The organism is Sphaerisporangium sp. NBC_01403, assembly GCF_045040145.1.
Taxonomy (GTDB): Bacteria; Actinomycetota; Actinomycetes; order Streptosporangiales; family Streptosporangiaceae; genus Sphaerisporangium; species Sphaerisporangium viridialbum.
In genome coordinates this window covers 5,127,385-5,152,968 of record NZ_CP109534.1, presented here as the reverse complement: position 1 = coordinate 5,152,968, position 25,584 = coordinate 5,127,385, and the positions used below count along the sequence as shown (strand labels likewise).

20 protein-coding genes are annotated in these 25,584 nt (G+C 71.2%); 9 read left to right on the top strand and 11 right to left on the bottom strand.

The features are described from left to right. Positions 1 to 3 precede the first annotated feature (3 nt). Positions 4 to 663, bottom strand: a complete 660-nt coding sequence (locus tag OG589_RS23165; protein ID WP_405139403.1) for a DUF305 domain-containing protein — start codon at positions 661 to 663, stop codon at positions 4 to 6. Positions 664 to 783: 120 nt separating this feature from the next. On the opposite strand from OG589_RS23165, the gene OG589_RS23160 reads away from it, so the two are divergent. Then, positions 784 to 1,494 carry a DUF3105 domain-containing protein gene (locus tag OG589_RS23160; RefSeq protein WP_405139401.1) on the top strand — a complete coding sequence of 237 codons (711 nt, stop codon included), beginning with the start codon at positions 784 to 786 and terminating at the stop codon, positions 1,492 to 1,494. Between the two features lie 110 nt (positions 1,495 to 1,604). Here the strand turns inward: OG589_RS23160 and ald are convergent, their stop codons facing one another. Beyond that, a complete protein-coding gene (gene ald, locus OG589_RS23155; protein ID WP_405139399.1) occupies positions 1,605 to 2,720 on the bottom strand; it encodes an alanine dehydrogenase in 1,116 nt (371 codons plus the stop codon). A gap of 465 nt (positions 2,721 to 3,185) precedes the next feature. On the opposite strand from ald, the gene OG589_RS23150 reads away from it, so the two are divergent. Beyond that, positions 3,186 to 4,640 (top strand): excalibur calcium-binding domain-containing protein, encoded by a 1,455-nt coding sequence (locus tag OG589_RS23150; RefSeq protein ID WP_405139397.1) that lies wholly within the window; start codon positions 3,186 to 3,188, stop codon positions 4,638 to 4,640. Positions 4,641 to 4,690: 50 nt separating this feature from the next. Here OG589_RS23150 and OG589_RS23145 read toward each other — a convergent pair whose 3' ends face one another. Continuing rightward, on the bottom strand, positions 4,691 to 6,931 hold the full coding sequence (locus tag OG589_RS23145; RefSeq protein ID WP_405139395.1) for a molybdopterin cofactor-binding domain-containing protein: 2,241 nt from the start codon (positions 6,929 to 6,931) through the stop codon (positions 4,691 to 4,693). 116 nt (positions 6,932 to 7,047) lie between these two features. Here OG589_RS23145 and OG589_RS23140 point away from each other — a divergent pair, with 116 nt between their 5' ends. From OG589_RS23140 to OG589_RS23120, 5 genes are all read left to right on the top strand, one after another. Further along, the gene (locus tag OG589_RS23140; RefSeq protein ID WP_405139393.1) at positions 7,048 to 8,784 is read left to right on the top strand and encodes a PucR family transcriptional regulator; all 1,737 of its coding nucleotides are present in this window, start codon (positions 7,048 to 7,050) and stop codon (positions 8,782 to 8,784) included. Between the two features lie 161 nt (positions 8,785 to 8,945). Next, complete coding sequence (locus tag OG589_RS23135) at positions 8,946 to 10,274, top strand: helix-turn-helix domain-containing protein (RefSeq protein ID WP_405139391.1); 1,329 nt, start codon at positions 8,946 to 8,948, stop codon at positions 10,272 to 10,274. A gap of 127 nt (positions 10,275 to 10,401) precedes the next feature. Further along, on the top strand, positions 10,402 to 10,986 hold the full coding sequence (locus OG589_RS23130) for a copper resistance protein CopC (protein WP_405139389.1): 585 nt from the start codon (positions 10,402 to 10,404) through the stop codon (positions 10,984 to 10,986). Further along, positions 10,983 to 13,028 carry a cytochrome c oxidase assembly protein gene (locus tag OG589_RS23125; RefSeq protein WP_405139387.1) on the top strand — a complete coding sequence of 682 codons (2,046 nt, stop codon included), beginning with the start codon at positions 10,983 to 10,985 and terminating at the stop codon, positions 13,026 to 13,028. The genes OG589_RS23130 and OG589_RS23125 overlap by 4 nt, the downstream gene beginning before the upstream one ends. 292 nt (positions 13,029 to 13,320) lie before the next feature. Then, positions 13,321 to 13,698, top strand: coding sequence for a sensor histidine kinase (locus OG589_RS23120; protein WP_405139385.1), 378 nt, complete (start codon positions 13,321 to 13,323; stop codon positions 13,696 to 13,698). A gap of 10 nt (positions 13,699 to 13,708) precedes the next feature. Here OG589_RS23120 and OG589_RS23115 read toward each other — a convergent pair whose 3' ends face one another. From OG589_RS23115 to OG589_RS23100, 4 genes are all read right to left on the bottom strand, one after another. Then, positions 13,709 to 16,597: an ABC transporter substrate-binding protein gene (locus tag OG589_RS23115; protein WP_405139383.1), complete on the bottom strand. Its 2,889-nt coding sequence runs from the start codon at positions 16,595 to 16,597 to the stop codon at positions 13,709 to 13,711. 326 nt (positions 16,598 to 16,923) lie between these two features. Further along, on the bottom strand, positions 16,924 to 17,430 hold the full coding sequence (locus tag OG589_RS23110; protein WP_405139381.1) for a GNAT family N-acetyltransferase: 507 nt from the start codon (positions 17,428 to 17,430) through the stop codon (positions 16,924 to 16,926). Between the two features lie 132 nt (positions 17,431 to 17,562). Beyond that, positions 17,563 to 17,754, bottom strand: a complete 192-nt coding sequence (locus OG589_RS23105; RefSeq protein ID WP_405139379.1) for a DUF397 domain-containing protein — start codon at positions 17,752 to 17,754, stop codon at positions 17,563 to 17,565. After that, positions 17,745 to 18,572: a Scr1 family TA system antitoxin-like transcriptional regulator gene (locus OG589_RS23100; protein ID WP_405139377.1), complete on the bottom strand. Its 828-nt coding sequence runs from the start codon at positions 18,570 to 18,572 to the stop codon at positions 17,745 to 17,747. Before OG589_RS23100 ends, OG589_RS23105 begins: the two co-directional genes overlap by 10 nt. Before the next feature lie 464 nt (positions 18,573 to 19,036). Between OG589_RS23100 and OG589_RS23095 the strand changes: the two genes are divergently transcribed. Beyond that, positions 19,037 to 20,029, top strand: a complete 993-nt coding sequence (locus OG589_RS23095) for a LuxR C-terminal-related transcriptional regulator (RefSeq protein WP_405139375.1) — start codon at positions 19,037 to 19,039, stop codon at positions 20,027 to 20,029. A gap of 401 nt (positions 20,030 to 20,430) precedes the next feature. Then, entirely contained in the window at positions 20,431 to 20,946 is a 516-nt protein-coding gene (locus tag OG589_RS23090; RefSeq protein ID WP_405139373.1) for a hypothetical protein, read from the top strand. Positions 20,947 to 21,037: 91 nt separating this feature from the next. On the opposite strand, the gene OG589_RS23085 is transcribed toward OG589_RS23090, so the two are convergent. The 4 genes from OG589_RS23085 to OG589_RS23070 all read right to left on the bottom strand — a co-directional run bounded on the left by OG589_RS23085 (position 21,038) and on the right by OG589_RS23070 (position 25,440). Further along, on the bottom strand, positions 21,038 to 22,726 hold the full coding sequence (locus OG589_RS23085) for a thiamine pyrophosphate-requiring protein (protein ID WP_405139371.1): 1,689 nt from the start codon (positions 22,724 to 22,726) through the stop codon (positions 21,038 to 21,040). 137 nt (positions 22,727 to 22,863) lie between these two features. Next, the gene (locus OG589_RS23080; RefSeq protein WP_405139369.1) at positions 22,864 to 23,508 is read right to left on the bottom strand and encodes a response regulator; all 645 of its coding nucleotides are present in this window, start codon (positions 23,506 to 23,508) and stop codon (positions 22,864 to 22,866) included. After that, a complete protein-coding gene (locus OG589_RS23075) occupies positions 23,499 to 24,785 on the bottom strand; it encodes a sensor histidine kinase (protein ID WP_405139367.1) in 1,287 nt (428 codons plus the stop codon). Before OG589_RS23075 ends, OG589_RS23080 begins: the two co-directional genes overlap by 10 nt. A 16-nt stretch (positions 24,786 to 24,801) precedes the next feature. Beyond that, positions 24,802 to 25,440, bottom strand: a complete 639-nt coding sequence (locus OG589_RS23070) for a DedA family protein (RefSeq protein ID WP_405139365.1) — start codon at positions 25,438 to 25,440, stop codon at positions 24,802 to 24,804. Positions 25,441 to 25,584 lie beyond the last annotated feature (144 nt).

Here is a 25,584-nt window from a genome sequence, read left to right as displayed (position 1 = left end):
GGCCTACTTGAGGATCGACGGGTACGGCTGCGCGCCGCGGTCCTTCAGCAGGCCGGTCATGTACTGGATCTCGCTGTCCTGCGTGTCCACGATGTTCTGCGCCATGCCCCGCACCTCCGGGCGGTTCGACAGCTTCAGCAGGGCCTTCGCCATCTGCACGCCGCCCTCGTGGTGGCGGATCATGAGCTGGAGGAAGAGGGTCTCGGCGTCCTTGCCCTTGGCGGCCTGGAGGCCCTTCATCTCCTCGCCGGAGGCCATGCCGGGCATCGCGGCCGGCCCGCCGGTCGCCGGGGCCGCTCCCTGCCCGCCGGTCGTCGCTCCGTGCCCGCCGTGACCGGCCATCCAGGCCATCGCCGGCCGGTCGGTCGCCTGGTTGAGGCCCCACTGCTGGAGCCACCCCATGAAGACGCCGCGCTGGGCCGTCTGGGTGGTGATGATGTCGTACGCCAGCGACCGGATGGCGGAGTCCGTGCTCCCGTCGCGCACGGCGAAGCTCATCTCGACCGCCTGGGCGTGGTGGACCGCCATGTCCCGCGAGAACCCCGCCTCGGGGGAGGCGTCTCCAGGAGGAGCCGACCGTCCGGTGATCAAGAGCATTGCGACGGCGGTGGCCACGCAGGAGACCAGCGCGACGAGTACCAGGCGAGTTCGTGAGGTGATCATTGCCAGCCAGGAGAGTGATTGCCTTGGGCGTTAGACGCAAACGTTATTACCTACCCACTATCCTCCACATAAGTAACGAAGCTTGAGCATTCAGGGTCATGAACAGCCGTTGGAGGACTGATGGCCAAGGAGAGGACGCAGGCACGGCGGGAGCACCTCGCCCAGCTGCGTGCCGCGCAGAAACGCAAAGAGCGGCGCACCGCCATGCTCATGTGGGGAGCGGGGGCCTTCGTCATCGTCCTGCTGGTCGGCCTGGTCGGCTTCTACGTGATCCAGGAGCGGTCCCAGTCGGCGCTGGACGGGGTCAAGACGTTCAGCTACAAGGGCTCACAGCACACGCCGATCAAGGTCAACTACAAGGAGACCCCGCCGGTCGGCGGCGAGCACAACCCCACGTGGCAGCAGTGCGGGGTCTACGACCAGCCGATCAACAGCGAGAACGGCGTGCACTCCATGGAGCACGGCTCGGTGTGGATCACCTACCGGCCTGACCTCCCCAAGGCGGACGTCGACAAGCTGAAGGCGCTCGTCACCTCCGACTACCTGCTCCTCAGCCCGTTCCCCGGCCTCACGGCGCCCGTCGTGGTCAGCTCCTGGAACCACCAGCTCCCACTCAAGGGCGCCGACGACCCGCGCCTGGCCAGGTACATCACCAAGTACAAGCAGAACCCGCAGACCACCCCCGAGTACGGCGCGACCTGCACGGGCCAGGGCAGCACGGACGCGGTCGCCTCCGACAACCCGCTGCCGACTACGACGCCGTCCCCGGCGCCGAGCGGCGCGGCGACGCCGGAGCAGAGCATGGCTCCGAGCGCCACGCCGTCCTCCTGACCGGCTGATCTCCCTGCCGTACGGCCCCGCGACCCCGGTCGTGAGCGGCCGTACGGCGGACCGCCGGCTCGGCTCCGGCTGAGCCGGATCCCGCTGAGCCGGCCCGGGTCTCAGCGGATGATCTCCTCCGGGTCCACCGACGCGAGGCCGTGGGCGTCGCCGACGGGGCGGCTGGTGAGCGTGCCTCCGTGGGTGTTCAGCCCGAGCGCCAGCGCCGGGTCCTCCAGCAGGGCCTGCCGCCATCCCTTGTCGGCGATCGCCAGGGCGTACGGCAGGGTGACGTTGGTCAGCGCGTACGTCGAGGTGTGCGGCACGGCCCCCGGCATGTTGGCCACGCAGTAGAACACCGAGTTGTGCACGCGGTAGGTCGGATGGGCATGGGTGGTGGGCCGGGAGTCCTCGAACGCCCCGCCCTGGTCGATCGAGATGTCCACCAGCACCGACCCTTCCTTCATCCGGGAGACCAGCTCGTTCGAGACGAGCTTGGGCGCCTTGGCGCCGGGGATGAGCACGGCGCCGATCACGAGGTCGGCGCCGAGGACGGCGCGCTCGATCTCGTAGGTGTTGGACGCGACGGTCTGGAGATGCCCCCGGTAGATCATGTCGGCCTGGCGCAGCCTGTCGATGTTCTTGTCCAGGAGCAGGACCTCCGCCTGCATCCCGAGCGCGATCGTCGTGGCGTTCATGCCCGTCACCCCCGCCCCGAGCACCACGACCTTGGCCGGGTGCACCCCGGGGACTCCGCCCATGAGCACGCCCCTGCCGCCGCCCTGCCGCATCAGGTGGTAGGCGCCCACCTGCGGCGCGAGGCGTCCCGCCACCTCCGACATCGGCGCGAGCAGGGGCAGTGCACCGTTCTCCGTCTGCACGGTCTCGTACGCGATGCCGGTGACCCCGGACTCCATCATCGCCAGGGTCAGCTTCCGCGAGGCGGCGAGGTGCAGGTAGGTGAAGAGGATCTGTCCCTCGCGCATGAGGGGGTACTCCGAGGCGATCGGCTCCTTGACCTTCAGGATCAGGTCGCCCTCGCGCCAGACCTCCTCGGCGGACGCCAGGATCGTCGCGCCCGCCGCGCGGAAGTCGTCGTCGGGGATGGAGGATCCCGCGCCCGCCCCGCGCTCGACGAACACCCGGTGGCCGTGACGGGCCAGCTCATTGGCTCCGGCGGGGGTGAGAGCGACACGGTGCTCGTGGTCCTTCACCTCTCGGGGTATTCCGACCTTCATGAAATCCTCCTTCGACCCCAGGGGCGGCCCTCTGCCATGCCATACGGACTGCCCCCGACCGCCCCCGGCTCACTACGACCCGGGCTGTGCGCGCTTCCGGCTCCCTTTTGGTCCGGGTGCTCGGCGACCCTTGCCTGCTGTGACCTCCGGCCGGGCGGCCTCTCCACGCCTCGACCGGCTTGGTTTCCCCCGGCGCGGTGCCAGGGCCGGTGCCCGATCTCGCCTGCGCTCCCCGAGGTGCTCGGACCCTGGAGCAGGTGGGATGATTCGTCCTGTTGTACGGCAAATTGTCAGGACATCTACAGCCTAGAACTCCCCGCCGGGTCTTCACCCTGCGGTTAGCTCGATCACGCGAGCCTCGGTAGGCTCGCCCGAGCGATGTCAGGCACAGGGGTGAGGATGCGTAACCATCCGGCGACGGACGATCACAGTGGTCCGCCCGAGGCGCCGCCGGATATTCCCGCCGTGCTCGAAGACGAGCCGACGCTCACCATGGCCCGCGTGCCCTCCCAGCCGGACGAGCCCCCGCTCACCCCGGACGAGCCCTGGCTCACCCGGGATGAGCCCTCGGTCACCCGGGATGAGCCCGCGCTTACCCGGGATGAGCCCCCGCTCACCCCGGACGAACCGCTCACCGCTGCCGACCGGCCTGCCTTCGGCCCGGACGAGCCGCCGGTGGGTTCCGTGACGCCCCCGCTCGGTTCGGACGAGCCGCCGGTGGGGCCGGCCGAGCCGCCGATCGGTCCCGGTCAGCCGCCGATCGGCCCGGAGGGGCCGCCCCCCGGCCCCGGTGGTCCCGGCACGCCCGGAGGGCCGGCCGGTCCGAGCGGGCCGCCGCGCGCCGCGCGTTCCACGACCATCGCCCTGATCGTCGGGCTCTTCGTCGTGGTCCTCGTCACGGGAGTCCTCGGCACGATCGCCGTGCTGATGACGCGGGAACCCGGCCTCCCGCTCGGCGCGGCGCCGCCTCGCCGCCTCGCCACCCCCATCCACTTCGCCCCGGTCGTCGGCACGCGGGCCGCTCCGTGCCCGGGCGCGGAGGCGGTGCTCGACGACGCGGGCACGACCTGCTACCAGGTGGACCCCGGGGTCACCGTCCACTCGGTCGTGAAGGTGACGACGGTCGCCGACAAGGACGGCACGTACTCCGTGCGCGTCGTGCTGGCTCCCGAGAGCCGCAAGGAACTGGCCGAACTGACCAAGGACGCGCTCAACCAGCTTCTCGCCGTCGTGGTCGACGACAAGGTCGTCACCGCCCCGAGGGTCGCGCAGGCGATCACCCAGGACAGCCTCAGCATCGCGGGGCTCACCAAGGAGACGGCCGACGCGCTGATGTCCCGCCTGCTCGGATCAGGTGGCCCGGTGCCCGGCACCTCAGGGCCGTCCCCCGAGACCCCCGCCCAGACCTCCACCTGCCCTCCCGCGGACGGCACCACCCAGCCCACCGGCCCCACCGACCCGGTCAACCCGGTCAACCCGACCGGCCAGGCGGGCACCGACGGCAACGTTCCGCCCGGCGGTACCTCCACCTGCCCGCCGGGTGCGGGAGCACCCACCGGAGCCGACACCGGAGCCGGCACCGGAGCCGACACCGGAGCTCCGACGGGAGCCGGCACGGGTGCGCCCAGCGCGTCCGCGTCCCAGCCGGGGTCCGTACCGCTGGCGCCCCCGTCCGCGACCCACACGCCCGCCGCCGGAACCCAGACCTCGCCGTCCGCCCGCAACGCCGGGGTGCCGCAGACCAACGCGACCGGCTCCACGACCATGAGCAAGCGCACTCCGGACCCGCGCTTCGCGAGCTGCAAGCAGGCGCACGCGGCGAACTACGGCCCCTACACCAAGGGCGTCCACGTGGAGTACGGCTGGTACGTCGACGGCGACCACGACGGCGTCGCCTGCGAACGCGGCGACATCACCTAGGGACATCCTCACGCCGACCGGGAACGCCGACCGGGAACCAGGCGACGGGGCTACTCCGCCAGGGCGATGTCGTGGGGGCGGATGGGGACCCGGGTCAGGGGTAGGCCGGTGGCGGCGCGCACGGCGGCGGCCACGGCCGGGGTTGAGGAGAGCGTGGGCGGCTCGCCGGCGCCCCGCAGGCCGTACGGCGAGTCGGGGTCGGGGTTCTCCAGGATCGACAGCCTCATCGGCGGCATGTCGAGGATCGTCGGGATCAGGTAGTCGGTGAACGACGGGTTCAGCACCCTGCCATCCCTGACCTGGATCTCCTCCATGAGGGCGAGCCCGAGCCCCTGCGCGGAACCGCCGTGGATCTGCCCTTCGAGCGCGAGGGGGTTGAGGATCCTGCCCACGTCCTGCACCGCGGCGAGCTCGACCACCTTGACCAGGCCGAGGTCGACGTCCACGTCCACCACGGCGCGGTGGACGCACAGCGCGAGCTGGGTGTGGGAGTCCCCCTGCCCGGTGAGCGGGTCCATCGGGTAGGTCGGCCGGTGCCGGTACTCGCGGGTCTCCTCCACCGGCCCGAACCTCTCGAGCAGGTCTTCGAGCGTGAGCCCCGGGTTCTCCGCGCGCAGCTTGTCCAGCCGCTCGCGCACGGCCTCGCACGCGGTCTTGACGGCGCCCCCGGTGACGTACGACTGGCGGGAGGCCGAGCTGGAGCCCGCCGAGCCCACCGAGGTGTCGGCCGGGGCGACGGTCACCCGGTCGATGCCGAGCTCGGTGCGGGCGATCTGCGTCTGGACCATGAGCAGGCCCTGCCCGACCTCGGCGGCGGCCGTGTGCACCAGCACGTGCGCCTCGCCGCCGAGCAGCTCGACCTTGACCCTGGCCGTCGAGTAGTCGTCGAAGCCTTCGGAGAAGCAGATGTTCTTGATGCCCACCCCGTACCCCACGCCCCGCCGTACGCCCTCGCCGTGGGTGGTCTGGGCGACCCCGCCCGGCAGGGAGCGCAGGTCGGGGGAGCAGGAGGAGCCCGGCAGCGGCATGGCGGCCAGCTCGCGCAGCATGCCGGCGAGCGGCGCGGGCGACTCGATCACCTGGCCCGTGGCCAGCCGTGACCCCTGGGAGACGGCATTGAGCACCCGCACCTCGATCGGGTCGATGCCACACGCCTCCGCCAGCCTGTCCATCTGGGACTCGTAGGCGTAGCAGGCCTGCACGGCGCCGAAGCCGCGCATCGCCCCGCAGGGCGGGTTGTTGGTGTACGCGCCGTAGGCGTCGATCCAGACGGTGTCGACCTCGTACGGCCCGACGCCGAGGGACGCGGCGTTGCCGACCACGGCGGGGGAGGACGAGCAGTACGCGCCCCCGTCGAGGATGATCTCGGCCCTGACGTAGACGAGCTTGCCCTCGCGGGTGGCGCCGTGCTCGTACCGCATGCGGGCGGGGTGCCGGTGGACGTGGCCGAAGAACGACTCCTCGCGGCCGTAGACCATCTTGACCGGCCTGCCGGTGCGCAGGGCCAGCATGCTGGCGTGGATCTGCATCGAAAGGTCCTCGCGGGCGCCGAACGCCCCGCCGACCCCGGCGAGCGTCAGCCGCACCTTCTCCTTGGGCAGGCCGAGGCAGGGGGCGAGCTGGTCCTGGTCGACGTGCAGCCACTGCGTCGCGATGTAGAGATCGATGCCGCCGTCCTCCGAGGGCACGGCGAGGCCGGACTCGGGGCCGAGGAACGCCTGGTCCTGCATCCCCACCTCGTAGTCCCCGGTGACCACGACCTCTGCCATGCCGGCGAAGGGCTCGCGGCCGACCCGCACCGGCTGGTGGCGTACGAGGTTGCCGCCCGGCTGGACCTTCGGGCATTCAGCGTCGAACAGGGCGCGGCGCGTGTCGGTGACCGCCTCGCGTGGTTCGTACTCGACCACGATCGCCGCCGCCGCCCGCCGGGCGGTCTCGGGGTGGTCCGCCGCCACGATCGCGACGGCCTCCCCCTGGTAGCGCACCTGGTCGATGGCGAGGACGGGCTGATCCTTGTGCTCCAGGCCGTAGAACCGCTCGCCGGGGACGTCCTCGTGGGTCAGCACGGCGTACACGCCCGGCATGGCGAGCGCGGCGCCGACGTCGACCGACCTGATCCACGCGGACGGGTGAGGGCTGCGCAGAGTCGCGCCCCACAGCATGTCCGCCAGGTAGAGGTCGGAGGAGTAGGCGAACTCGCCGGTCACCTTCAGGTTGCCGTCCGGGCGGGTCACGCTCGCCCCGACCCCCTGCCCCAGGCTCTGGCTCTGGCTGCTCGCGGTATGGGTCACACGGGCAGTACATCAGCCCAGCTCAGGGCCGCCAATAGGCGCACCCGCGAAACGCCGCGGCGGGCCCGGGACAGGACTTGTAGGTTCGTCCAAAGACGCGCGGATAGCCTGGGACTGTGCGTATACGAGAACTGCTCGCGATGGACCAGCTCGGGCTCGGCCTGCTGTCGGATCCCGAGCATGCGGACCGGCGGTTCACCGGCGTGCACATCACCGACCTGCCCGATCCGGGACGCTACCTGTCCGGGGGAGAGCTGGTGCTCACGGGGCTGATGTGGCGCAGGGAGCCCGAGGACTCCCGGCGGTTCGTCGAGATCCTCGCCGCCGCGAAGGTGGCGGCGCTGGGCGCGGGCAGGGCCTGGCTAGGCGTCGTGCCGGACGACGTGGTGGAGGCGTGCCGCGAGCACGACCTCCCCCTGCTGGACGTGCCGACCGAGGTGTCCTTCCGCACGCTCAGCGAGCTGGTGGAGACCCGCCTGGCCGGGGCCAGGGCCGTGGACCTGCGCGGCGCTCTCGGCCGGCACCGCCGGATCGTCGCCGCCGTGGCCGACGGCGCGGGCCTGGACGAGCTGTTCGCGCTGACGGCCGAGGAACTGGGCGTCAACGGCGCCGTGATCTCCTCGACGGGCACGGTCATCGCGGGACGGCTCGAAGGAGACCTCCCCGTACGGCTCGCGCGGGAGTACCTGTCGGCCACGCGGCTGCCCCATCTGGTGGAGACCCCGCAGGGGCCGTTCACGCTGTTCGGGGTCGACCGGGCGCACCGGGCGGCGGGGTGGGCGCTGGTCTGCGACGCCGACCTGCTCGCCGACGCGGACACCGGCTTCGAGCTCGCGGCCTGCGTGGCGCTGGAGCGCGGCCGCGCCGAGGAAGGCCGCAGGGTCGAGCGGCGCCTCGCCGAGGAGCTGATCGCGCTCGCCTGCTCCGGCGAGGCCGACCCCGCCGAGGTGGCCGCGCGGCTGCGCACGTGCGGGATCGACGCCACACGGCCGTACGCGGTGGTGACGGCGACCGTCACCCGGCCCGGCGCCACCGAGGGGCCCGACCCCGCCGTGCTCGGCGGCCAGGTGATCGAGGAGCTGCTGGACCGCAGAGTGGTCGCCGCCGCGGGGCCGGACGGAGCGGTCGCGCTGGTCCCGCTGATCGAGGCGCCGGAAGACCAGCCTCGAAGGGCGAATATCGGCGGGGCCGTAAACGAGGCCGAAAAACCGGGCGGAAAGGAGGCCGGGCGAACGGGTGGGAGCCGGGCCGGAAAGGAGTCAGGGGCGGTGCCGGAAACCGGGATCAGTGCCGGAAACGTCCCCTGGACCACGGCGCGCGTGCGGAGTAACGTGCAAGTGCAAACTCGATCGCAAGTGCAGCGTAGCGTGCAAGCGCTTCTCGACCTGTTGGGGGGCAGGGTGGCGACACTTCAGGCGGCCCTGCCGAGGACGAGAGTGTCAGTCGGTGTGAGCGCAGGCCTGATCGGCCCCGGAGCCATCCGCGGTGGCGCCGAGGAAGCGGGCCACGCGCGGCGCATGGCGGAAGCACGCGGGGGAGGGGTGGTGACCAGCGATGAGATCTACACACATGTTCTCTTGCTGGCCACGGTTCCCGACAACGTGCGCAGATCCTTCGCGGATCGCGTGCTGGCCCCGCTCTTCGCCTACGACCGCAGGCATCAGTCGGAGTTGGTCCGCACGCTCGGGACCTTCCTCGACTGTGCCGGGTCGTGGAACGCGTGCGCGGAGCGAATGCACGTGCATGTGAACACAGTGCGCTACCGCATCCGGCGTGTAGAGGAGCTGACCGGCCGAGACCTGTCCGCAATGGAGGACAGGGTCGACCTTTTTCTCGCTCTACGTGCCGGTTGAGTCACAAATCAGCAGCACAACGAGTCTTGGACCTTCATAAGGGAAGACGCGGTAGCGGTTGCGGCCGTAGCATGACCTGCGAGGCCCAAAGTGGCCGCGAACAGGACAGTTAGGGCAGACAAGGCGAGCCGGCGGCGACGCATGGCAAACTCCCGTCGATAGTGTCTGTCGTGGGATTACATCATCAAGGGGTGCTGGTGACTGGTCAAGATCTGGTAGGTCAGCGAATCAAGACGATTCGCCGCCAGCGTGGTCTATCGCAGGCGCAGTTGGCACACCCTGAATTGTCCGATAGCTATGTATCACTTATCGAGAGCGGCAAGCGTACGCCGACTGCGGCCGTTCTGGAACTGCTGGCGGCGAAGCTCGAGTGTTCCCTAACTTATCTGATCAATGGGGTCACCGCCGAGCAGATGCAGGATTTGGAGCTCGGCCTCCGTTACGCCGCCCTCGCCCTGGACAACGGCGAGGTCGCCGAGGCCCGCCGCCGCTACGCCGAGCTGCTCGGTGACGGCAGCCTCGCGGGTCTCGCCTCCCTGCGGCAGCAGGCCGAGTACGGCTACGCGCTCGCCAGCGAGGCGTGCGGCGAACTCGACGAGGCGATCACCGTCCTGTCGCGGCTCAGCGAGTCGAGCGGGGAGACGCTGCCCCCCGACCAGGCGGTCGCCGTCGCGGTCGCGCTGTCCCGGTGCTACCGCGAGCGCGGCGACCTCGGCCCGGCCGTCCGTGTCGGTGAGGAGATGCTTCTCGGGTTGCGCAGGCCGGCGTGGAACGACGACCTCGTCGAGCTGGGCGCGACCCTGCTCGGCGCCTACATCGTGCGCGGCGACCTGCTGAGGGCGCGCCAGTTCGCCGCCGAGCTGCTGGCGGCGGCCGAGATGCTCGGCACTCCCCGCGCCACCGTCGCGGCCTGCTGGAACGCCGCCGTCGTCGCCGAGCAGACCGGCCGCGGCGAGGAGGCCCTGGCCCTGACCGAGCGGGCACTCGCGGTGCAGTCGGAGAACGGCGAGCCCCGCAACCTCGCCCGCCTGCGGCTGTCGTACGCCATCCTCCTGCTGCGGGTCCGTCCTGAGCAGGCCGAAGCCTGCCGCGACCTGTTCCTGCGGGTCGAGCGCGAGCTGGCCGAGTCCTCGGCGAGCACGGTCGACACGGCACGCTGTGCCGTCGAGCTGGCCAAGGCCGAGATCGTGCTCGGCGACCCCGCCAAGGCCGTCGCCTACGCCAGCCGCGGCAGGGACCTTCTGGACGAGCGAGCCCGTACCCTCCGGCTCGACGCCCACCTGGTCATCGGCAACGCCCTGCTCAGGCTGAGCCGCTCGGAGGAGGCCGCGGCCGAGCTGGCCAAGGTCGAGGAGCTGCTGGCGCACGTGCCGTCCTCGCGCAGGGCGGCGGAGGGCTGGCTGACCGCGGCCAAGGCCCTGGAGCAGCTCGACGACGGCGAGGCCACCGAGGCCGCCTACCACCGGGCGCTCGCCAGCGCCGGCCTGTAGGACACCTCACCGAGCCGTGCCGCCCCTGCCCGGAAGGCGCCCGGGCTCCACGGCTCGGCGACGCGTCGAGCACGTGGGCGACGGCACGGTAAGGACCGGCCCCTCACCTGAGTAGCCTTAGGGTGCTATGAGGACTTCCCCGCTTGCCGCCGCGCTCGCGCTCGTCGTCGCCGTCGTGCTGGGCACGGCCTTCGCGTCGCCGGCCCTGGCCCACACGGCGCTCAGGAGCAGCGACCCCGAAAAGGGTGCCACTGTCGAGAGTCTCGACTCGGTGACGCTGACGTTCAACGAGGCCGTGCGATTCCCCGTCGTGCTGGTGCGCGACGCCGGGGGCCAGGCGCACCAGGAGGGCAAGCCCAGGACCGACGGGCCGAAGGTCATCCAGAAGGTCGCGGGAGCCCTCCCGTCCGGGAAGTACACCATCGCCTGGCGGGTGGTCTCCGACGACGGGCACCCCATCGAAGGGGAGATCCCCTTCACGGTGAAGGCCCCGAAGGCCTCGCCGTCCGCCTCGCCGGTCCCCTCCCCGCAGGAGAGCACCGCCGCCGCGAGTCCCCCGGCCGCCGCGACGCCCACCTCCGTGAACGCCACTCCCGCCGCACGGCAGGAGGAGCAGAAGAGCGGGGGCATCCCCGCCTGGGTGTGGATCGTCGTCTTCGGCATCGCGGGCATCGGCATCGGCATGGTCATCAGCCTGCGGAAGAAGCCGTGAGCAAGCAGCCCGCGAGCAGACGGCCCGTGAGCGTGGAGCCGGCGGCCGACGCGGCGGGCAGGACCGCCCGTCTCGCGGTCGCGGGCGTCTGCGTGGCGCTCGGCGGCCTGGTCGTGGCCATGATCGTCGGTGGCGCGGCGACCCCGCGCATCATCCCCGGCCTGCCCGACGAGGGCACGCTCACCCGCTGGGCGCTTCCCGTGTCCAAGCTGACCATGGACGTCATGGGCGTCCTCACCGTCGGCCTGCTGCTCCTCGCCACCGCGCTTCTCCCGAACGACAAGGGCCTGCTCGGCAAGCCCGCGCTCGGCTACGTCAGGGCCGCTTCGTGGACCGGCCTGGGCTGGGCCCTGGCGGCGGCCTCCACGCTGGTGTTCAGCCTGTCCGAGACGCTGGGCACGCCGGTCACCGACGTCCTCGGCGGCGAGGAGCTCACCAGCTACGCCAGCCAGGTGCCCCAGGGCATCGCGCTGACCCTCGTCGTGCTGTTCGGCACGGCCATCGCGCTGTTCTCGCGCGGAGCGATCACCGCCGGGGCCTCCGGAGGGCTGCTGCTCCTCGCACTGGCCACGCTGATGCCCCCCGCGCTGACCGGCCACTCCTCCTCCGCGCCGAACCACGGCCTCGCCACGACCAGCGTCGCGCTGCACCTGCTGGTGCTGTCGCTGTGGGTCGGCGGGCTCCTGCTGCTCTGCGCGCACGCCCTACGGGGCGAGCCGCACCTCGACCTCGCCGCGCACCGGTTCTCCCGCATGGCGCTGTGGTGCTTCGCCGGCGTCGGCCTGTCCGGGGTGTTCAGCGCGATCGCCCGGCTGACGTCGATCCAGGAGATCTTCACCACCTCCTACGGGCTGATCGTCCTCGCCAAGGTCGTCGCGTTCACCGGTCTCGGAGTGATCGGCTGGTGGCACCGCGGGCGCACCCTGCCCGCGCTGTCCGCGGGCAAGCCCGGCGCCTTCATCAGGCTCGCCGGCGTCGAGGGCCTGATCATGCTGGTGGCGGTCGGCCTCGCCGTCGCGCTCTCGCGCACCGCCCCGCCGCCGCTCGACCTTCCGGTCGACCGCGCCTTCGAGCTGCTGGGCTACCTCATCCCGCCGCCGGTCTCCATCGGGAACCTCCTCACGCTGTGGTGGTTCGACCTGTTCTTCGCCGTGCTGGCGGGCCTGCTGGCCGGCCTCTACGGCGCGGGCGTCGTACGCCTGGCGCGCCGCGGCGACCGCTGGCCGCGCGGCCGCACGATCAGCTGGGCCATCGGCGTGCTCATGCTCGTCCTCGTCACGCAGAGCGGGGTCGCCAGGTACGCCCCTGTGCTGTTCAGCGTGCACATGACCGAGCACATGATCCTGTCGATGCTGGTGCCGATCTTCCTGGTGCTGGGCGCCCCGGCGACCCTGGCCCTGCGGGCGCTCAAGCCCGCCGCCCGCAGGGGCGACCGGGGCCCGCGCGAGTGGGTCGTCACGATCCTGCACAGCAGGATCACCAAGGTCGTCACCCATCCGGCGATCGCCACCGCCATCTTCATCGTCTCGACGTACGCCCTTTACTTCACACCGCTCTTCGCCGCCGCCATGGAGGAGCACCTCGGGCACATCGCGATGACCCTCCACTTCCTGCTCAGCGGATGCCTGTTCTTCTGGGTGATCATCGGAGTGGACCCCGCGCCGACCAAGCTGCCGTACTTCGGGCGCCTGCTGCTGCTCTTCGTCACCATGCCGTTCCACGCGTTCTTCGGCATCGCGCTGATGAACATGGGCACGGTCGTGGCCTCCGAGTGGTACGACCAGCTCGGCCGCACCTGGGGCGACCCCGCGCTCGCCGACCAGAGCACCGGCGGGGCCATCGCCTGGGCGTTCGGCGAGATCCCCACGCTGATCGTGCTGATCGCGCTCGCCTTCCAGTGGTACCGCGACGACGACCGCACGGCCAGGCGCTCCGACCGGCGGGCCGACGCCCGCGCCGCCAAGGAGGGCGGCACCGGGGACGCCGAGCTGGACGCCTACAACGCCTATCTCGCCAAGCTCGACAAGAGCAACAGAGAGTAGTCCGGGCCACCCCGCTGTAACCGGAAGGGGAAGGTCTGCCATCTCCCGAGCGCGCTGATGCCTACCTGCGGGTAGCGTGGCATCAAGGAGTTCGGGCATAGATACCTTGGGCGGGCTTTCGGCAGACGGGCCCACCGGGGTGGCTTCGCCTCTACCCCAAGCGATTTCCAACCGCTCTTCAGCACGCGTCGGTAGCGTCGCCCGCCACTCATCGGGCGACGCGGTGGGGCCGGGTCACGTAGCCCGGAGCGGTGCGCCGAGGAGGGTTGGGGAGTTGTACGAAGAGTTGCGCATGCGCGGAAAGCGAAGCCTGGCGCGGGCGATCGAGGACTACCTGACGGAATGGTCCGAGCGCACCGGCATCACCGTCGAGGTCTGGGCGATGCCCAAGGAGCGGGTGACCGGGCCGGTCGCCGACGCCGTCTACGCGGTGGTGCTGGAGGCCCTGACCAACGTCGAGCGGCACAGCGGCGCGCACACCCTGTCCGTCGCCCTCACCACGGGGCGCGGGGGGCTGAGGCTGACCGTCAGCGACAACGGCATCGGTTTCCCGCCGGGTCGTACGGGCCGGGGCATGGACGCGATGAAGCGGCGCTTCAGCGAGGTCGGGGGCACGCTGACGATCAACAGCGTCGTCGGCGAGGGCACCACCGTGAGCGGCCAGATCTGACCTGGGGCGATCAGCAGGTGGGGCTCGGCGGCTGCTGCGCGTAGAGGCGGCCGCACTGGCGGATCACCACCTGCCGGCCCTCGGGATTCACGGTGACCAGCAAGATCGGGCGGTCGAGTGCGTGCCGCCCGTCCGGGGCACCGTGCAGCTTGACCAGCCCGCTGTCGCCGTCGATCACCTCCAGCTTCTCCAGGGCCAGCAGCACGCCTCCCCGCTCGACCACGCCAGGACCGCCGTCGACGGCCGAGGGGCCTCCCTGGCCGGAGAACGCCACCTGGGCCGCCCGCATGAGCGCCTCGGCCGCGTCCTGGGCCTGCACCGCGTACTCCTTGGACGGCACCTCGGTCCTCGGCAGCCTGTCCATGTGGAGGGACGTGACCAGCGCGTCGAACTCCTGGAAGAAGTCGGTCTTGAACCGCCGGGGGACGGAGTCCCAGGCGCTCGGCGACGCCAGCGCGACGTACGTCACCCGCACGCGGTTGTTCCGGCCGAGCTGGAGCTCGTGGTCGTTGACGTACTGGGTGATGTCGTCGTTGGCCATGACCGTGAGCTGGTGGCACTGCGACTTGGCGATCGCGTCGATGAAGGCCCCGAACTGCGCGGTGCGGCCGGCGTAGTACACCAGGTCGGGCTTCTCGGGCCGGGTGCACACGTCGGTGACCTTCTCCTCCAGCCCGGCCGCGTTGGCGTACCCGGCCGACGTCGCCCCCTTGCCGAAGGCGCGGACGAACCTGGCGCCGAGGTCCCTGCTGAACAGGTCGCTCAGCATGGTGTCGGTGAAGACGGCCGCCGTGCGGGCGGGCGGGATGCCCTGCTGGGGCAGGCCCTCGCGCGCCCACTGCGCGGCCACGTCGGCCAGCCGGCTGTTGGGGGTCGCCAGCGGGAAGAACGAGGGGATGTACGCGTCGCCGCCCTCCCGGCGTCCCAGGTCGTCGAACGTCGCCGTGGTGCTGATCAGGGGGACGGCCTTGCGGGCGAGGAGCTGGATCGCGGCCTGCACCTGCTGCCTGCTCTCTCCCAGGCCGACCACGCCGATGACGGTCGGGTCGTCCTGGATCCTGCGCAGCGCCGCCCTCGCGACGTCCTCGGCGAACCGGAAGTCGGCCCCCGCGTTCGCGATCAGGATGCGCATCTGCAGCTTGCTGCCGTCACCGCTGTTGTCGATCAGCTTGCGCTGCTCCAGGACCAGGCCGGCCAGCTCGCCGTGGATGTCGGTGATCGGGTCGCCGGCGCCGACCGACGACTTCCCCGTGGTGGTGAGCTTCCCGAAGTAGATCACCGTCGCGTACGGATGGCCGGAGGCCAGGATGGCGCGGTTCTGGTGGTCGATCACGCCGAGCATGCGGGAGAGGTGCTCGTCGAAGACGAAATCGCCCTCGCTGATGCCGATGCACTCGCCCGTGGACGCGCGCCAGATGTCGGGGCCGCAGTTGGTGGTGGCCGTCGCGAGCACGCGCACGAACGACAGGGAGACGAGCGCCGTCACCACCAGCCACGGGAGGACCGGGTGCGCCAGCACGGGACGGCGGCGCCCGCGGACCGGCACGTTGATCTTCTCCAGGATCGGGGCGTCCTTGGCCTCCATCTCGATGCGCAGCACCCGATGCGAGCCCACGGCGCGGTCCCTGGCCAGCTCGGCGCCCCACTGCTGCCACAGCTCCTCGGTGAGCTCGGGAGGTCCCGACATCACGGGGGTGCGGGCGGGGGGCGGCGGGGCCTGGCCGCCGCCAGGGCCGGTCACGACGACGAGCAGCGGGTCGGGCAGGCACGTGGCGGTGCGCACCTCCTCGATGCGCGCGACCAGGCGGGTGGCCCCACCGTCCACCAGCAGGACGGGGTACGAGGTGCGGGCCCACGCGACCCGCCGCCACACCTTCCACAGCCGGCGCTCGTACCCCTGCCGGAGATCTTCGAGGAAGGCGTTCACCAGGAGGTGCTCGATGCCCTCGTTGGCCTGGACGGCCTCCTGCCTCTTGCGGTCGTCGGCGGAGTCGGCCCCGTGCAGGGGGACGGCCTCCGCCCGGCCGCGGGCCTGGAGCAGGCGCACGGCGAAGCCCGTGATGTCGTGCGGCTGGTTCCTGCGCTGCCCCGGCATCAGGTACGGCTGGCGGCAGAACCACATGTAGCGGCGGCGCCCGGCCCAGCTGCGGGAGAGCAGCAGCACGTGCAGCGATCCGATGACCGGCCCGGCGAGGATCGCGCAGACCCCGAACAGGGTGGTGAGCTGGTCGGCCCAGCCGGCGCCGAGCAGGGCCGTGGCGGCGGCCCAGGCCGGCAGCGGGCCCTCGGAGTAGGCGCGCACGTTGGCCCAGAAGTTGCGCCGGTCCTGGCCCGTGCCCGCCCGGATCTGCCTGCGGCGCTGCCGGACGGCCTTCTTCACCCCGTCGTGGAGGCGGTCGGGCTCGTCGTCGGTCACCTGGAGGTCGAGCAGCCAGAGCACCTGGGCGAACAGCGGGAACCTCAGGTGCGCCTCGCCGGGCGGGGCGACGGCGGCGAGGTCCCGCGTGGCCTGCCGCAACCGCGTCACCAGCGCGGCGTACGGCGGCGCGTGGCGCTCGCGGGACGGCGGCGAGCCCTCCTCGTCGTCCGGCGACGGCCCGAGGTGGGCGAAGGGGGTGCCGTCGCACCGGGCTTCGAGCGCCTGGGCGACGGAGGTCGTCGCGATGTACGGACCGGTGACCCACAGGACCGGCACGGGCAGGTCGCCGTTCCGCCAGGTGGGGCGGACGCGCATCTGGTCGAAGACGCGCAGGAACTCGCGGATGCCCTCGTGCCGCCGGCGGTAGCTCTCGTCGGGGTCGTGTTTGGAGATCACGCCGATGTCGCCGGAGGGAGGGGCGACCGGCGCCGGGACGACCGGGTCTCCCGGGTACGGGGAGGAAGGCACTGCTGAGGTCACTTGGGTCTGCTCCGGATCGACAGGGGCTCGTCGGGCTCGCTTTCCGGCGTTCTCCGTGAATGGGGAGTGAGGGGTTCCCACCGGTTTAGGGGGATGCCTGATTACCGGTCGGGAGTCGCCCCCCATGAGCGGTCTTTGCGTATATGGAGGGATATGCTGGCTCTCGCTCTGTCCAGCATAGGTTGCGGGACGGGCCGGCGGTGGTTCCGTCGCCCTATTCGAGGGCAGAGCGATCGCCTTTGATTTCGCGTGGCCCGTTATTACGGCAAACTAATGCCGAAAAATCGGCTTATCGACACTTAAAGCCGCTTTGATGTGCGCGGCGGTCAGAGGTCGCGGCGCATGCAGGCCCGGGGCCAGCGGTCGAGGCCGTGCGCGGCCTCCTTGCGGCGCAGGGCGCGCAGCCCCGGCGTCAGCTCGGCGTCGTCGAGGTACCAGAACCCGCAGCGCTCGTAGTACGGGGCGTTCCACGGCACGCGGGTGAAGGTGATCAGGGTGAGGGCGGGGATGCCCTCGTCCTTGGCGTAGGCCGCGGCGTGCTCGATGAGCGAGCGTCCCATGCCCCGGTGCGCCGAGGCCGGGTGCACGGAGACCTGCTCCAGGTGGAGGTTGCCGTCGATCACATCGGCGATGAGGTAGGCGACCGGCCGGTTGCCGGGGTCGGCCTTCACCCACGCGCGCCCGGCGCGCTGGTATCCGGCCAGGACGTCGAGGGGGAGGGGCTCGTCGGCGGCGATCGCCGCCATGCCGACGTCGTGGAAGGACTGCCCGGCCGCACGCTCGATGTCCTGGAGGAGGGGAAGCTCGTCGATGCCCGCCACACGGATGCTCATCGCGTCATTGTCGCTGGCGCGGCGCCCCGTGAACAGTCGTTATCCGTCTCGCGAGATGCCCGGCCATGACGGGCCCCGCGGGCGCGGCCGTGACGGCGGACCGCCCGGGAGCGGGCCGGTGTTCAGGCCGGGCTATCGGCCATTCTTCAGGTCATCGATGAACAGGGACCACTGGGCCGAGGTGAAGATCAGGGGCAGGCCCCAGGGATTCTTCGAGTCGCGTACGGCGATCGAACCGGGGAGGTCGGCCGCCACCTCGACGCAGTGGCCGCCGTTGTCACCACTGAAGCTTGATTTACACCAATGCGCCGTACTTAGGTCCATTTGTCCGCTGCTTCCTTGATGACTTTGAGCGAGAGGGACTGCGGGTAGGCCTCGGCCCTGATGGCGTCGTAACGAGTGGTGAGGGACGCGATCACGTTTCGATCGTTCATCGTGCGGCCGTCAGGTATTGAATCCACATATACCGTATATGGCGTGCCGCGCTGTTCGGCTATAACGAAACCGGCAAGCAATCCCGCGATCGCCTCCGCGTCGAAGGGAACGATCTGGAGGGTCACCTTCGGGTGGCGGGCGATTTCGAGAAGGTACTCCATCTGGGCGCGCATCACCTCGGCGCCGCCGATGGGCCGGCGGAGGACCCCCTCGTCGATCAGGCTGAGGATCGCGGGAGGGCTCTCCTGGGACAGGATCTGCCTGCGCTGCATGCGGCCCATGACACGCTCCTCCACCTCCTCGGGCGTGCTGCCGGGGGCGCGCGCGAAGATGCGCCTGGCGTACGGCTCGATCTGGAAGATGCCGGGCACCAGCAGCGGGTCCCACGCCTGGAGCGCTGTGGCCCGGCGCTCCTCGACCGTCCAGTCGCGGAAGTGGTCGGGGACCGGGGGAGGGGGCGGCCAGCCTTCGAGGTGGAGCGCGGCGAGGACGCCGTCGAGGCCGAGGGCGTCGTCGCAGCGCCTGGCGAAGTCGTCGCTGGGGGTGCGCTTGAGGTTCTCGACGGCGCCGATGAGGCTGCCGGAGAAGCCGATCATGCGGCCGAGCCCCGCCTGGGTGAGCTTCGCGAGAAGGCGGTGGCGCTGGAGCTCATACGCGAAGCGGGCGCGGGCGGAATCTTCGGGGTTGATTCTCGTCATATGCGGCATTTCAAGCTCCTCGCTCCGGCCTCGGGGGATGTCGCGGCAGGCGACGACCGTTCCACGCGGGAGAAAACTCCTCCGTGTAGCTGTTCGACTACCAAAGGTAATGGATGGCGGACGCCCGCGCATTGTGCGCGAAAGGCCGTGACACCGGCCAAGGCCCCGCCGCCTTGACTCCGGCATATCTTTCGCGCGTCAGGGTGTGCGGAGCGTGACCTTTCGGATCCATCGCGACCCATGGTGGCCGCGTTATAACAAGAGCGCATTGACCCAGGTGAGGAGCCTGCTGGAGGTCGCCTTCCCACGTCGTCCCGCTACTGGGCGGGTGCGGGATGATCTCTTAATGGCACCAGATCAGCTGAAATGATGACGAGACGGGCGTCAGTCAGTAAGGCTCACAGCTACACCCCGCGTTTTTTGGGCAGTGGGTCTTCAGGACGCCGAGGTCAGGCATGGGAGGACGGGTGTCGGTGCCTCGTTCGAGCTACGGGTTCTCGCCGGACGTGGCCGCGGCCTTGAGCCAGGCCGACCGGGGGCTCCGCGCGCGCATGGGCAACCATCACGCCCTGTTCGACTACTGGCGCTTCGCCATGAGCACGATCTGCTGCGTGGAGGCGTTCTACGTCGGGTTCTACCGGGAAGGCCGGAAGATCGTCTACCCGTACACCTTCGACGACACCATCGCCATCAAGAGGTACATCCCTCCCGAGGTCTCCGGGTACGGGCCGAAGGGGCAGGCCGCGTGGATCCTCGCGCACCGGCGCCCGTACACCTTCGCCAGCGACAACGGCCTGCTGCTGCACCGCGGCATCTCCTTCGGCGACGAGGAGCGGGCCTCGGCCGACGCCATCACGATCCCGCTGTTCGAGACGAGGGACGGCGTGCCCGAGGTGATCGGCCTCGCGTCCATCCAGACCTACAAGAGCAACTCCTACACCGACGAGCACGTGCGGGCCTTCGAGTGGACGGCGAGGTCCGTCATGACCGTGCTGGCCCGGGAGCGGGAGGACGACCTCAACCGCAAGGAGCTGGCGGCGCCCGTGGACGGCGCGGCCGAGAACGACCAGCCCTCGGTCGCCGAGGTGGTCCAGGACGTCTCGGAGATCCTCGCCGGCATCCACACGCGGATCTGCGCGATCGAAGGGGCCGTCCCGGCGGGCGAGCGCGAGCTGGTGCGCCTGGTCAGGGAGCTGCGGCAGCAGTGCGAGCAGGGGCAGACCAAGACGATGGACATCATCTCGCGGCCGTCGGTCCACGCGGAGAACCTCCTCAACTCGCTGTCCTCCAAGGAAAGGGAGATCGCCTTTCTGATCGCCCGCGGAGGGCTGACGAACAAGGAGATCGCGGCGCGGGTTTTCGTCACCGAGTCGACCATCAAAGGCCACGTCTCCCGTATATTGCGGAAACTCGGGGTGGAACAGCGTTCGGGTATCGCGGCGCGGCTGGAGCATTTCTTCGACTAGTGAGGCCCGACGGCGGCATGGTAGATACCCACTGTACGACCCGGGAATGCCGCTGCCCGCCGCGTGCACGTTTGTTGCGGCAGGCCCGCAATAAACGTGCAGCTGCACGTTCGAGACTTAACAAGGGCGGCTTCCGGCGCGCTTCAGGCCTTTCCGCCGGGCTGTAATCGGCCATTCCCGTCACCCACGGTCGGCGAAGGCTCACCCGCTGAACGCGGGTAGTACTTAGTACTGGCACCTGCCCGCCGAAAACCCACCGTAGATGCGTGCACTTTGGCTGATCAGTGCGGATATTGTCCTTATGTCAAGAGGGTGGGATTTGTCGGTACCTGGCCGCTTTCCGGCGCGAGCGGCGGTCGCGCGAAGCGGTATCCGGTACGGGCGCGGGCAAGGAGCCGGCTATGGAGGGGTTGACCATTGCCATCCTCGTGGTCCTGCTGTTTTCCGGAATAAGGTTCTCCTGGAAGAACCGCCAGGGGACTGAGGCGCTGGAGTCCGTCGCCGGCGATTTCCCGCTCACTCCGGAAAGGGCAGCGGAGATCGCGGCGGAGGCCGGTCTGACGGCGTGGGAGAGAATCGCGGGAACGGCCGCGCGAGTGGTGCCGGCCGGCGACGGATGGCGGTTCGCGTTCGCGTGCAGGGCGGGAGTGATGGGTTTCGAGTTCCGCGAGCTTCCCCGCTCGGCGGGCTGCCGGGTGACCGGCCGCGCCGAGGAGGTCGCCGTCATCCGGTTTCCCGAGGTGGGAGGCCTCGGCGCGTCGTCCACCAACGTCCTCTACATGAGGCTGGGGCTGCCGCGTAACTCGGCGAAGCTGCTCAGGCGGCGCCAGAGGGTGTTCCGGGCCCTGTCGCGGGCGGCACTCGGCGGCGAGCGCGCCTGCGGGCTCGCCCGGGTCGGCGCGGTGAGCCGGCGCTGAGCTCCCCCTGAGAGCCGTACGTCCGTTTCGCCGCCAGGCGGGGGGTGGCGAAACGGACGCACGGCGGGGGGCACGCCCGACGTACAGGCGGTCAGTCGCGGGTGATGCGCACGTCCACGACCGCGGACCGGCCCGACTCGACGGCGTCCAGCCCTCGCCGGAGCGCGGAGACCAGTTCGGCCCGGTCGGTGACGGTCTCGCCGTGGGCGTGGCAGGCGCGTGCCACCGCCGCGAGGTCGGGTGGCGCGACGAACCGCGTGCCCTCGGCGTCGCCCCGGGTGGCCGAGAGCCCATCGGGGAAGAGTTCGAAGACGGGCAGCCTGCTCGCACGGTAGCCGTCGTTGTTCAGCACGACCGCCATGATCGGGGCGTTCGCCTCGGCGGCGAGGCACAGCGCGGCCGTCGGCACGCCGAACATGAAGCCGCCGTCGCCGAGCACGGCCACCACCCGGCTCCCCGGCGAGGCCAGGCTGACCCCGACCGCTCCGCCGAGCCCCCAGCCGAGCCCCGGAGTCCCCGTGCCGTACAACGTGGCGGGACGGCTGCGGTCCAGCACCTCGTGCAGGACGCGGGCGTTGGTCACGGCCTCCTCCACGACGAGGTCGTCCGCGCGTAGCACGTCGTTCAGGGCGGTGATCACCTCGTACGCGGTGATCGGCCCGTCCGTGGGCGCCGTGCCCGCGGCGACGGGCGCCGCGTCCGGCCGTCCCGCGGGCGGCATGGCGTGGCCCATCTCCTCAAGGCGCTCGACGATCTGGCCGAGCGCGGTGACGCCGTCGGCGGTCACGGCCACGTCGGCGGGGAACGTCCACATCGGCATGTCGGTCTTCAGCGGGTCCGGGTCGATGTGGACGATCGTGGCGCCGTCCCGCGGCCGGGTGAACCTCGGGATCCACGGCACGTCGGCGTCCACGACGAGGATCAGGTCGGCCTCCTCGACCGCCCGCTGCCCGTCGGCCGCGGCCAGGAGGTTCATCGGGTGGGACTTCGAGATGTTGAGGCATCCACTCTCCGCGACGTCGATGACCCGCACCCCGGCCAGGTCGGCGAGGCGCGTGACCGAAAGGAAGCCCTCGGGACGCCGCCCGGCCTTCGCGGTGATGAGCAGGGGCCGCTCGGCCTCCACCAGCCGCTCGGCGATCCACCGCACGGTGTCGGCGTCGGCCGCCGGAGGGCGGGGGACGGCGTACCCGGTGGTGCGGCCGAGCTCGCGCGCGGGCGGATCCATGAGGACGTCACGGGAGACCATGAGGTACGCCGGGCCCGGCAGGCCGCCCGTCGCCACCTGCACCGCGCGGCCGATCGCGCGGGCCAGCATGGCGGGCCGGGTGACCTCCACGACCCACTTGGCGTAGCCGCGCACCGTGCCTGCCTGGTCGGGCACGTCCTGTTGCCAGTGGATGACGTGCGAGCGCCCGCCGGGGGAGCCCGGCTCCTCGGCGTACGGGGTCTTGCCCGCGATGACGATCACTCCGGCGCGGTCGCGCAGCGCGTTGTGCATCATGGCGCCGAGGTTCTGCGTGCCCACGTCCACATGGACGAAGACGCACTGCGGGCGGCGGGTCACCTGCCAGTAGCCGTGCGCCGCCGCGAGGGCCACCGACTCGAACGAGCAGGTGATGATCTTCGGGATGGCGACGTCCGCCTTGGCGAGCGTGGCGACCGCCTCCTGGAGCGGGGCGGAGTCGGTGCCGGGGTTGAGGAAGAGATGCTCGACGCCGTGCTGGGCGAGCAGCCAGAGCAGGTGCTCGGCGGTCGTCGCCGGCTGGAAGTCGTCCACGCGCTTCTCCTCATATGGCGAGCTCTCTCGCGCCGTAGATAGTGGGATGCCGAGCGTAGAAGATCGGCGCCCGCCGCGTCTGCCCCCGCGCGGTGTACGGCCCCGTGGGGCGAGCAGGGAGCGGGCGCGGCCCGTGCTCAGGAGCCCAGATAGCGCAGGACGGCCAGCACGCGGCGGCTGTAGCCGGTGACGTGGGACAGCCCCAGCTTGTCGAAGATGGCGTTGACGTGCTTCTCCACCGCGCTCTGCGACACGTGGAGCCGCGCGGCGACCGAGGCGTTGGTGCAGCCCTGCGCCATGTGGTCGAGCACCTCGCGCTCCCGGGGCGTCAGCGTGCCGAGCGGGTCGGCGTGGCTGGTGCGGGCGAGGAGCTGGCGCACCACCTCGGGGTCGAAGGCGGTGCCCCCCGCCCCCACCCTCTCCAGCGCCTCCAGGAAGTCCGACACGTGGGCGACCCTGTCCTTGAGCAGGTAGCCCACACCGTCCACGTCCCCGCTCAGCAGCTCGGTCGCGTACCGCTTCTCCACGTACTGCGACAGCACGAGCACGCGCGTGCCCGGCCACCGGCTCCTGATCGCCAGCGCCGCCCGCAGCCCCTCGTCGGTGTGGGTGGGCGGCATCCGCACGTCGGCCACCACGATGTCGGGGCGGTGCCCGGCCACCGCGTCCACCAGCGCGCCGGGGTCGCCGACCGCGGCCACGACCTCGTGCCCCTCCTCGACCAGGAGCCGTACGAGCCCCTCGCGCAGCAGTGTGGAGTCCTCGGCAAGGATCACCCGCACGGCAGCTCCGCGGTCACGGTCGTCGGGCCTCCGGCGGGGCTGTCCAGGCGGAACCGTCCGTCCAGCGCGGCGACCCTGCGGGCCAGCCCGGAAAGGCCGCTCCCCGCCGGATCGGCGCCGCCGTGACCGTCGTCGTCCACTCGCACGACGATCATTGTTCCCCGGCGGGCCAGATGGACGGTGACCAGCCCCGCTCCCGCGTGTTTGGCGGCGTTGGTCACCGCCTCGCAGACCACGAAATAGGCGGCCGTCTCCACGGTGGGGGCGGGCCGCTCGGCCAGGTCGTAGCAGAGCTTCACCGGTACGGCCGCGCGCTCGGCGACCGTCGACACCGCCTCCCGGAGGCCCAGGGAGTCCAGACCGGTCGGGTACACCCGCCAGGCGACCTCCCGCAGGTCGCAGATCGCCTCCTTGGCCTCGTCGTGGGCCTGGAGGAGCAGCGCGTCGAGCAGCTCGGGGGCACGGCCGCGGCGGGCCCTCCCGATCAGCATGGCGAGCGCGACCAGCCGCTGCTGCAGCCCGTCGTGCAGGTCGCGCTCGATGCGCCGCCGCTCCTGGTCGACGGCCGCGACGATGCCGGCCCTGGTCTCCGCCAGCTCGGCGATGCGCCGCTCCAGCCGCTCGGTGGGGCTCGGCCCGAGCATCCGCCGGGCCAGCGCCCGGTCGAGGGCGGTCACCCCCATGATCCCGGTGATGTCGAGGAACAGCAGCACGACCCCGGACGCGCCGAAGTACATCAGGATCGGCAGCGTGGGCGGGATGTCGTCGTAGTTCTCGCCGTGGACCCAGCTCCACACGAGCTGCGTGCCCGTGCCGGCGCCCAGGGCGAGCAGCAGGAGCACCATGCCGCCGAGGATCCCCACGGGCCAGCGCGCCGCGATGTACGCGAGCGCCCGCCGGCCTCCATGCCCCGGCCGCACGAGTTCCTCTAGCTCTTCCGGCTCTCCCGGCCCGGGCGCCCGTACGCCGCCGGTGAGCCGCAGGCGCCGTACCTCAAGGGCGGCCAGCCGCCCGGCTCCCGCGAGCACCAGGCGCGCCGACGCCCGCCGTCCGCGCGCGGTGGTCGCGCAGGCCAGGACGACCGCCCCGGCGGCGAGGAGGAAGGCCAGCTCCACCAGTGCGGTGCCCGTACCGGCGGCCAGCGCGCCCACCACCCGCACGCCCCGTCCCACCACCGAGCCTGGAGGCCGTACCTCGTGGGCGGCCCGCCCGGCCGCCGATCCTTGCGACCGCACCTCACGGGCGGCCCGCCCGGCCGCCGGTTCCGGAGGTCGCACCCCTGGACCGGGGTCATCAGCGGGGGGCATGCCTGCCCTTGCGCCGCTCCGCGATCCGCACGGCCACGAAGGTCACCACGGCGAGCCCGACGGCCCCGAGCACGATCTTCGACAGGATTCCCGCGTAGCTCTCCACCAGTGACCACTGCTCGCCGAGCTGGTACCCCGCCAACACGAAGATCGTGTTCCAGATCAGGCTCCCCAGGGCCGTCAGGGCGGTGAAGCCGAGGATCGGCATGCGCTCCACACCCGCCGGCACCGAGATGAGGCTGCGGAAGATCGGGATCATCCGCCCGAAGAACACCGTCTTGGTTCCGTGCTTGGCGAACCAGGCCTCGGCCTTCTCGATGTCGGAGACCTTGACGAGCGGCAGGCGCCCGGCGATGGCCACCGTGCGGTCCCTGCCCAGCATCGCCCCCACGGCGTACAGCGCCAGCGCGCCGATCACCGACCCGAGCGTCGTCCACAGCAGCGCGTCCAGCAGGCCCATGTCGCCCCTGCTCGCGGTGAACCCGGCCAGCGGCAGGATCACCTCGCTCGGCAGCGGGGGGAAGAGGTTCTCCAGCGCGATGGCCAGCCCGGCGCCCGGCGCTCCCAGATTCTCCATGAGTCCGATCGCCCATCCGGCGACCCCGTCAACGGTGGTCGTGTCCATGCCCGACAGGCTATGCAAGATCGGACATTCCGGGGCATGAGGATTGCCGCCCGCCTCGCGAGGACGCACCCCAGCCCCGTACCTGCGGAAAACCACACCCCGGCGCGGGCGCGGGTGGCGGTGGACGGGGCAAGGGCCCGCGCG